Source organism: Streptococcus sp. DD04 (assembly GCF_001578725.1).
In the GTDB taxonomy this organism is placed as follows: Bacteria; Bacillota; Bacilli; order Lactobacillales; family Streptococcaceae; genus Streptococcus; species Streptococcus sinensis.
The window spans coordinates 357,520-364,700 of the sequence record NZ_KQ968976.1 but is presented as its reverse complement, the minus strand read 5'-3'; the positions used below and the strand labels follow the sequence as shown (position 1 = coordinate 364,700).

Here is a 7,181-nt window from a genome sequence, read left to right as displayed (position 1 = left end):
GAAAGTAACCGTTACTCGCACGGATTCTATTCCAAGTGTAAAAGTTGAAATAAAAGATGTAAGACAGACAGAGGGAGTTTACCGAGTTGTTGTAAATCGTCCTCATGGTGCTAAAGAGATTAAAAATATACGGGTTGCTGCTTGGTCTGAAAAAAATCAAGGTAATCTTCATTGGTATAAGACAGCTCCGACTGGTGATAGTACAGAAGTTGTCGTTAATTCGGCTAACCATTATTTTCTTAAAGGAGATTATATTACTCATGCTTATATTGACTACACTGACGGAACTACAGATGGTTTCAATGTAGGAAATCATGAATTAGATCCTCAGATAAAGGGGCAGAGAGATCGAGTCGTACAGTCAGCAGCAGCACTTGTTGGTGTTCAGGGGGGCAGCGAGCAGCACCGTCTGTTAGTGGAGGATTATAATCGCATCCGTCCATTGCCAGTGGGATATGCTGTCAAGGAAACGGATGACTGGTGTGATATTTTTGTCACTGTGGTTTTCCAAAGACAGGGTTTGAGTGAACTTATCGGTCGCGAGTGCGGAGTAGAACGTCATATTCAAATTTTCAAACGCTTGGGTATTTGGAATGAAGATGGGAATTCAACACCTAAAGCAGGCGATATCATCACTTTTAATTGGGATCAAAACAGCCAGCAAAATGACGGCTGGGCGGATCATATTGGTATTGTAGAGAAAGTGGAGAATGGCATTATTCATACTATCGAAGGAAACAGTACCAATAATCAGGTGCAACGCAAAACCTATCGTATTGGTCACGGGAATATCCGCGGATTTGCTAGTCCTCTATATAAATAAAGAAAGAAATTCTTTGCACACAGGAAGCAAGTGCCGATAAATTTCAATTGTAATAAGCATCTCATTTGAGCACTGCAAACTTTTTCTAAACTCTTTAATTTCAATCTTGAGAGAAGACGGACTAAACCGTAGCGCAAGTAAACAACTCATCAGAGGAATTTTAAAGGGGGAAATTTAGAAGAGAATACCAAAAACAACAGTACAAAATTAGTGCTGTTGTTTTTGGTAATTCAAATGCATTTTTAAATATTACTAGATCTTGCAAAGATTCTTGGGCTGACTTTTTTGAGTTGTGGAATGAAGACCAGACTGACTCCGATAACGAGAAGTCGGTCTGCATAGTCAGTCAGTGCTTGGACGATGATGGTACTGGTGACCAAATCTAAGCCTAAGCCATGCAAGCCCTGAACGATGAGGCTGGAACCGCTTGGAGTAATCCCTTTGAAGACAATGACGGTAATCAGAGAGGCTAAGGCAGTGGCTGGCAGGGAAACCATAAAAGATTTCCAGAAGAGGTTTAGTCTGGGTTTTGAATCAGAAGTGAAAAAGACTGAGACGAGCAGAGCCAAAAGAATGGCTACTGGAGAGAAATATATAGCAGAAATGTCCGTTGTAAAAGCACTAATCAGAGCGCTGGCAATCGCAGTTCCCACTCCGAAAATAGGTCCTAAAACAAGGCTGGCTAATATCGTTCCAAAAGTATCCAAATAAACAGGAAGTTTTAGAAAAAGGGCGATGTTGGCACCGACATAGTTTAGAGCGATGCAGATAGCTGTAAATGTGATGATAAAGGGTGATGTTTTTTTCATAATCTTATCCTAAGTTTAAAGTTTCTAGATCTTGGTAGATGATTTCCTTTGACGTGTTGAGTATCACGGAGAGAAAATCCTGAAAGAAGAGTTGGATGTCTACTTGGGTCAGCACCTTAGCATTGGCTTCCCTACTATAAAAATGATAAGCATCAACCAGCGTTTGTCCCATGGCAATACCTTCCGTCGCAACATCTACATAGGAATCAAAACCATGGCAAAGGTCTTCATGCAGGAAATGGGCAACAGCCAACGGATCGTTGATGACACAACCGATGATATGTTCATACTCCCAATGAAAATCCCAATAGAAACGAGTGATTTTCCCGATGAAGTCAGCGACTTCAAGATTAATAAAACGCATATATTCCAATAGATTGGGTGTTAAGACAATCTTTCGAGTGACATCTAGACCGACCATTTCAATCTTTTTTCCAAGTTTTTCGTAGGTTTCTTGAACTGCATGCGGATCGCACCAGTAGTTGTATTCGGCCACAGGTGAACAGTTGCCGTGCGATTTGTAGCTGCCTCCCATGCTGACAAACCGGTCTAGTTGCTGACCAAGTTTAGGATTTTTTCTAAGAGCCAAGGCAATATTGGTCAAAGGCCCCAGCGCGATGATAGAAGTATTCATATTGGTCTGGAAGTAGTCTGCCAGAAAGTCATAGGCTGCTTGTGGCTGGGCTGGGGTGGAACTGCTTCTTGTTATCCCGCATTCCCCCAACCCATCCATGCCGTGGGTATCCTGAGCGGAGACGAATTTACGAACCAAGGGCTTGTCGGCTCCTGCATAAACTGGAATATCTAGTCGATTCAGTTTCTCCAATATTTTGAAAGCATTTTCTAGGCCCAGTTCAACTGGGACATTTCCAGCGACTATGGTCAAAGCCACGACCTCTAAGTCAGGGTGTTGCAGGGCATAGAGCAAAGCTAGGCTGTCGTCTATGCCAGGATCGCAGTCAATAATGACTTTTCTTTTCATAGGTCCTCCTTTTGAGAAATAAAATAAGGCTGAAACCTCCGTCTCAACCTCTCAGTTAGTTCTGCCAAAGCGGCAGGACACCAGAAAAAACTATGCGCAATTACATTACTTTAGAATATAAGGGTACTTAGTTTTTTATACTGGGAAGTTTGCGAACCAGTCCAAAACAAGTGTTTTGAATTATGCATTTACTATCATAATGAAAAATTGCCTAAAAGTCAATGGGAAGGAGGACAAGAATAGTCAGTCTTTTGACTTTATGATATAATAAGATGAAAGAAATGAGGAGATTATGATGGCAAAAATAGTACAAACAGATAAAGCACCAGCGGCAATCGGGCCTTATGTCCAAGGAAAAATCGTCGGTAACCTTTTATTTGCCAGCGGTCAGATTCCTTTGTCACCAGAGACAGGAGAAGTTGTAGGGACAACGATTGAGGAGCAGACCCAGCAGGTTCTGAAAAATGTAGCAGCCATTTTAGCAGCAGCCGGAACAGATTTTGACCATGTGGTCAAGGCGACCTGTTTCCTGAGTGATATCAATGATTTTGTGCCATTTAATGAAGTCTACAAGACAGCCTTTAAGAGCGACTTTCCAGCTCGTTCGGCAGTAGAGGTTGCTCGCTTGCCTCGTGATGTTAAAATCGAAATCGAAGTCATTGCTGAAATTGTGGAATAAATGATTGGGGCTGGGAAAAGTTTCCTGTCCCTTTTTAGACATGATAGGTTAGAGAAAGGAGAAAGAATGACTGAACACAAGATTCAATTAGTGATTGTGACAGGAATGAGCGGTGCTGGAAAGACCGTTGCTATCCAGTCTTTTGAGGATTTGGGCTATTTTACGATTGATAATATGCCGCCGACTCTAGTGCCAAAGTTTTTGCAGTTGGTCGAAGGAACCACAGATAATGACAAGTTGGCTCTGGTTGTTGATATGCGGAGCCGGTCCTTCTTTTTGGAGATTCAGGATATTCTGGATGAGCTGGAAGGAAGCACAGAAATTGATTTTAAAATTTTATTTTTGGATGCGGCTGACAAGGAATTGGTGGCCCGTTATAAGGAAACCCGCCGTAGCCATCCGCTGGCAGCAGACGGTCGGATTTTAGATGGGATTAAGCTGGAGCGCGAGCTTTTAGCCCCTCTGAAGAATCTCAGTCAAAATGTCGTAGATACGACAGACCTGACGCCGCGGGAGCTCAGAAAGACTATCTCTGAGCAGTTTTCAAATCAGAACGAGATGCACAGTTTCCGGATTGAGGTCATGAGTTTTGGTTTCAAATACGGTCTGCCTTTGGATGCAGATTTGGTCTTTGATGTACGTTTCCTGCCAAATCCCTACTATAAACCTGAACTGCGCAATCAAACAGGATTGGACAAGGATGTCTTTGACTATGTCATGAACCATGCGGAGTCAGAAGAATTTTACCAGCATCTACTGGGGTTGATTGAGCCGATTTTGCCGGGTTATCGGAAGGAAGGGAAATCTGTGCTGACCATCGCAGTCGGCTGCACGGGGGGACAGCACCGTAGCGTAGCCTTTGCGCAACGTTTGGCGGATGATTTGGCAAAAAATTGGCCAGTCAATGCCAGTCATCGCGACAAAAATCGTCGGAAGGAAACGGTGAACCGCTCATGAGAAAACCGAGAATTACAGTCATCGGCGGCGGTACAGGAATTTCAGTTATTTTAAATAGCTTGCGGAAAAAGGATGTAGAGATCACAGCCATTGTCACAGTAGCAGATGATGGCGGGAGTTCTGGTGAGCTGCGGAAAAACATTCAGCAGCTGACGCCGCCGGGTGACTTGCGAAATGTTTTGGTGGCCATGTCCGACATGCCAAAGTTTTATGAGAAGGTCTTTCAGTATCGCTTTGCTGAAGGAGACGGAGTTCTGGCAGGTCATCCTCTGGGGAATCTGATTATTGCAGGCATTTCCGAAATGCAGGGCTCTACCTATAATGCTATGCAGCTTCTGACCAAGTTTTTCCATACAACAGGTAAAATCTACCCTTCGAGCGACACTCCGCTGACTCTGCATGCTGTTTTTACAGATGGAACGGAAGTTGTCGGTGAGAGCAATCTAGCTAGTAAGGCTGGTATGATTGAGAGGGTCTATGTGACCAATACCTATGATGATGAAAAGCCTGTTGCTAGTAGAAAGGTGGTCCAGAGTATTTTGGATAGCGACATGGTGGTACTGGGGCCGGGTTCCCTTTTCACCTCCATCTTGCCAAATCTCGTGATTGAGGAAATTGGTCAAGCCCTCTTAGAGACTAAGGCAGAAGTAGCCTATGTCTGCAACATTATGACTCAACGCGGCGAAACCGAGCACTTTTCAGATAGCGACCATGTCGAAGTTTTACATCGTCATCTTGGAAAAAAGTTCATTGATACTGTCTTGGTCAATATCGAGCCGGTACCTCGTGAGTATATGAATAGCAATAAATTTGATGAATATCTGGTGCAGGTTGACCACGATTTTCGAGGGTTGCAGGAGCAAGTTCCGCGCGTTATTTCTTCGAATTTTCTTCGTTTGGAAAATGGCGGAGCTTTTCACGATGGCGAGTTAGTCGTTGATGAGTTGATGCAGATTATACAGGTGCGCAAATGAGTTTTACAGTTAAAGTCAAAGAAGAGCTTTTAAGTTTAGCTGTAAAAGACAAAAACGAGTTGGCTGCTATCATCAAGATGGCTGGTAGTCTGGGAATTTCTTCGTCTGGCCTTACCTTATCCATTTCAACAGAAAATGCCAAAATTGCCCGACATATCTACGAGCTGCTGATAGACATTTATCAGGTCAAGTCAGAAATCCGCCACCATCAGAAGACCAATCTGCGCAAGAATCGTGTTTATACAGTATTTCTGGATCAGAAAGTGGAAGAAATCCTATCTGACCTACACTTGGCTGACTCCTTTTTTGGTATCGAGGTAGGGATTGACCAGGCTATTCTGTCAGATGACGAAGCTAGTCGCTCCTATCTGAGGGGAGCATTTCTGGCTAGTGGTAGTATGCGGGAACCAGACTCAGGCAAGTACCAACTGGAAATTCTGTCCGTTTATCTGGATCATGCTGAGGATCTGGCTGCTTTGATGCGCCGTTTTCTTCTGGATGCCAAGACGATTGAGCGTAAGAAAGGAGCTGTGACCTATCTGCAACGGGCTGAGGACATCATGGATTTTCTCATTATCATTGGAGCTATGGAAGCCATGGCTGAGTTTGAGTCTATCAAGCTCCTGCGTGAAGCACGCAATGATCTCAATCGAGCCAATAATGCGGAGACGGCCAATATTGCCCGCACAGTGACGGCCAGTATGAAGACGATTAATAATATTATCAAAATTATTGATAGCATAGGTATTGAACAGTTGCCAGTGGACCTGCAGGAAGTAGCCCAGCTGCGTATCCAGCATCCGGATTACTCCATTCAACAGCTGGCTGACAGCCTTAGCCGGCCTCTAACCAAGAGCGGTGTCAATCATCGATTAAGAAAAATAAATAGACTTGCGGAAGAATTGTAACAGCTGCTGAGCTTGAGCTCGGCAGCTGTTTTTTATAGGCTTGTAGAATGTTTGGGTTGGACCTTTTGGTCGGGATAGATATGATTAATGGCATTGTTGACAGCGGTAGGAGCTTCGCCCAGACCCGTTGCAATTAAATCAATCTTTCCTTCATAGGAACAGCAATCACCAGCTGCATAGATACCTGGTATAGAAGTTTCCTGCTTGCTGTTGACCAAAATCTTGTGACGATTGAGCTCCAAGCCCCAATTTTTTAGATTGCCGACAGAAGATTTAAAACCGTAGTTAACAAAGAGATGATCCAGTGGTAGGAGCTGACTTTCGTCTCCCTTGACTTGACTGATTTCCAAGTGGGTAATCTTGCCATTTTCACCGACCAATCGACTAGGAACAAACGGGGTTCTAATCTCAACACTGGAAGCTTTGAGCTCTTCCACACTATGCTCTAAAGCTCGGAAGTTGTCCCTGCGATGCACCAAGCTAGTTTCAGCGATTTTTTCAAATGCCAGAGCCCAGTCAACAGCCGAGTCGCCGCCCCCCAGAACAACAACCTTTTGGCCGGCATACTGGCTGATGTTTGAGACATGATAGTGGAGATTGCTGTAAGCTTCGGCATCGTCTAACTCTAGTGGCCGTGGCTTAAAGGCTCCTCCGCCCATGGCGATAATAACGGTTCTAGTTTCATGCTGACCCTTGCAAGTTTCAATTGTAAAGCCAGAATCCTTTTTTATAATATCCAGCACCGTTTCATTGAGGTAAATATCAGTCTGGAAAGTCTCCAGTTGCTCAATCAGACGCTGGGCCAGCTCTTCACCAGTCAGATTGGTAAAGCCCGGAACATCCAGAATCTTCTTTTCTGGATATAGAATAGCGGGTTGTCCGCCCAGCTGAGGCAGGGAATCAATGATTTTGACGCTGGCTTTTCGCATGTGAGCATAAAAGGCGGCAAAGAGGCCGACTGGCCCGCCGCCAACAATGGTGATATCGTAGATTTCAGTCATAGTTTTCCTCTATTAATTCTTTCAAAAATAAACTCTTTTTATTGTACC

General features: G+C 44.0%; 8 protein-coding genes and 1 riboswitch. Of the genes, 5 read left to right on the top strand and 3 right to left on the bottom strand.

From position 1 onward, the window contains the following. A partial coding sequence (locus STRDD04_RS01750) for a GBS Bsp-like repeat-containing protein (RefSeq protein ID WP_156469034.1) occupies positions 1-823 on the top strand: 823 nt, incomplete at its 5' end. Positions 824-1,065: 242 nt separating this feature from the next. Here the strand turns inward: STRDD04_RS01750 and STRDD04_RS01745 are convergent. Further along, complete coding sequence (locus tag STRDD04_RS01745; protein WP_062198815.1) at positions 1,066-1,632, bottom strand: LytS/YhcK type 5TM receptor domain-containing protein; 567 nt, start codon at positions 1,630-1,632, stop codon at positions 1,066-1,068. Between the two features lie 4 nt (positions 1,633-1,636). Next, positions 1,637-2,614: a nucleoside hydrolase gene (locus STRDD04_RS01740; RefSeq protein ID WP_062198813.1), complete on the bottom strand. Its 978-nt coding sequence runs from the start codon at positions 2,612-2,614 to the stop codon at positions 1,637-1,639. Positions 2,615-2,735: 121 nt separating this feature from the next. Then, positions 2,736-2,780, bottom strand: a riboswitch (PreQ1 riboswitch). A gap of 129 nt (positions 2,781-2,909) precedes the next feature. Here STRDD04_RS01740 and STRDD04_RS01735 point away from each other — a divergent pair. The 4 genes from STRDD04_RS01735 (at position 2,910) to whiA (ending at position 6,132) form a co-directional block, all read left to right on the top strand. After that, complete coding sequence (locus STRDD04_RS01735; RefSeq protein ID WP_062198811.1) at positions 2,910-3,293, top strand: RidA family protein; 384 nt, start codon at positions 2,910-2,912, stop codon at positions 3,291-3,293. Positions 3,294-3,359: 66 nt separating this feature from the next. Next, a complete protein-coding gene (gene rapZ / locus STRDD04_RS01730) occupies positions 3,360-4,250 on the top strand; it encodes an RNase adapter RapZ (protein ID WP_062198808.1) in 891 nt (296 codons plus the stop codon). Next, entirely contained in the window at positions 4,247-5,224 is a 978-nt protein-coding gene (locus STRDD04_RS01725; RefSeq protein WP_062198806.1) for a YvcK family protein, read from the top strand. Before rapZ ends, STRDD04_RS01725 begins: the two co-directional genes overlap by 4 nt. Next, positions 5,221-6,132 (top strand): DNA-binding protein WhiA, encoded by a 912-nt coding sequence (gene whiA, locus STRDD04_RS01720; RefSeq protein WP_062198804.1) that lies wholly within the window; start codon positions 5,221-5,223, stop codon positions 6,130-6,132. Before STRDD04_RS01725 ends, whiA begins: the two co-directional genes overlap by 4 nt. 32 nt (positions 6,133-6,164) lie before the next feature. Here the strand turns inward: whiA and STRDD04_RS01715 are convergent, their stop codons facing one another. Further along, positions 6,165-7,133 (bottom strand): NAD(P)/FAD-dependent oxidoreductase, encoded by a 969-nt coding sequence (locus tag STRDD04_RS01715; RefSeq protein WP_062198802.1) that lies wholly within the window; start codon positions 7,131-7,133, stop codon positions 6,165-6,167. Positions 7,134-7,181 lie beyond the last annotated feature (48 nt).